This is a genomic window from Microbacterium sp. Bi128 (genome assembly GCF_918698205.1).
The window spans coordinates 1-1,839 of sequence record NZ_CAKKMM010001026.1; the positions used below are offsets into that span (position 1 = coordinate 1).

Annotated in this window: 2 protein-coding genes; both read left to right on the plus strand. The window is 67.9% G+C overall.

Annotation, left to right across the window (positions count from 1 at the left end):
* A partial coding sequence (locus LQV45_RS29340; RefSeq protein ID WP_230010588.1) for a transketolase family protein occupies nt 1–999 on the plus strand: 999 nt, incomplete at its 5' end.
* A gap of 63 nt (nt 1,000–1,062) precedes the next feature.
* Nucleotides 1,063–1,839: transaldolase (tal, locus tag LQV45_RS29345; protein WP_230010591.1), on the plus strand; the 777-nt coding region annotated here is incomplete at its 3' end.

Sequence of the window (1,839 nt, forward strand, 5' to 3'; positions counted from 1 at the left end):
GCCTCCGGGAAGGTCCTGAACGCGATCGGCCCGGTCATGCCCGAACTCTGGGGCGGCTCCGCCGACCTCGCGGAGTCGAACAACACCACGATCGAGGGCTCGCCCTCATTCATCCCCACGTCCCGGTCCACCGCGGCGTGGAAGGGCAACCCCTACGGCCGGGTCCTGCACTTCGGCATCCGCGAGCACGCGGCGGCGTCGATCGTGAACGGCATTTCCCTGCACGGGCGCACCCGGGCTTTCTCCGGAACGTTCCTGATCTTCTCCGACTACCAGCGCCCCGCGATCCGGCTCGGCGCCCTCATGGGCGTCCCGTCGCTGTATGTCTGGACGCACGACTCGATCGGCCTGGGCGAGGACGGCCCCACGCACCAGCCCGTTGAGCAGCTCGCCTCCCTCCGCGCCATCCCGGGCCTGGACGTCGTCCGCCCGGGAGATGCGAACGAGGTGGCCGCGGCCTGGAAGGCCATGCTGGAAAACCACGAAAACCCCGCCGGCATCGTCCTGACCCGGCAGAACATCCCCACTTACGCCCGCGGCACCGGCGTGGCCGACGGCGAGACCTTCGGTTCCACCGCCGGCGTCGAGAAGGGCGGCTACGTCCTTGCCGAGGCGTCGAAGGACGGCTCCACCGTCGAAGCCCAGGTCATCCTGATTGGCACCGGCTCCGAGGTCCAGCTCGCCGTCAACGCCCGCGAAGCGCTGCAGGCCGAAGGCATCCCCACCCGTGTGGTGTCCATGCCCTGCGTGGAATGGTTCAACAAGCAGGACGCCGCCTACCGCGACGCCGTGCTGCCCCCGGCCGTGAAGGCACGCGTCTCGGTCGAAGCCGGACTGGCCTTGGGCTGGAAGGAATTCGTCGGCGATGCCGGCCGTTCCATCTCCCTGGAGCACTTCGGAGCGTCCGCGGACTACAAGCGCCTCTTCCAGGAATTCGGCATCACGGCAGAAGCAGTCGCCGCCGCCGCGAAGGAATCCCTCGCCGGCCTCACCAACTGATCCACCACCACGGTTCCGGGGGACGCTGTGCCCCCGGAACCCATGATTTCCAGGAGTTATGAAATGACTACCCCCACCCAGCAGCTCTCCGACGCCGGCGTCTCGATCTGGCTCGACGACCTCTCCCGCGGCCGCCTGCAGACCGGCACCCTGCGCAAGCTGATCGAAGAGAAGAACGTCGTTGGCGTCACCACCAACCCGTCGATCTTCCACGCCGCAATCACCGCCGGCCACGACTACGACGCCGTCATCGCCGCCCAGGCCGCCGCCGGCGCCACCGTCGAAGAGACCGTCTTCGAAATCACCACCACCGACGTCGCCGACGCCTGCGACCTGTTCGCCCCCGTCGCCGCGGCCACCAAGGGCGTCGACGGCCGTGTCTCCATCGAGGTCGACCCCCGCCTGGCCTGGGACACCGCAGGCACCATCGCCGAAGCGAAGCACCTGTACAAGAAGGTCAACAAGGACAACGTCCTGATCAAGATCCCGGCCACTCTCGAAGGCCTCGAGGCCATCACCGCCACCCTGGCCGAGGGCATCAGCGTCAACGTGACCCTGATCTTCTCGCTGGAACGCTACCGCGCCGTGATCAACGCCTTCCAGTCCGGGCTCGAGCAGGCCAAGGACAACGGTCACGACCTGTCCACGATCCACTCGGTCGCGTCCTTCTTCGTCTCCCGCGTCGATGCCGAAATCGACAAGCGCCTCAACGCCATCGGCACCGAGGAAGCCAAGGCACTCAAGGGCAAGGCCGGCCTGGCCAACGCGCGCCTGGCCTACCAGGTCTACGAGGAGCTCTTCTCCACCGAACGCTGGGCCCTGCTGGCCGCGGCCGGCGCC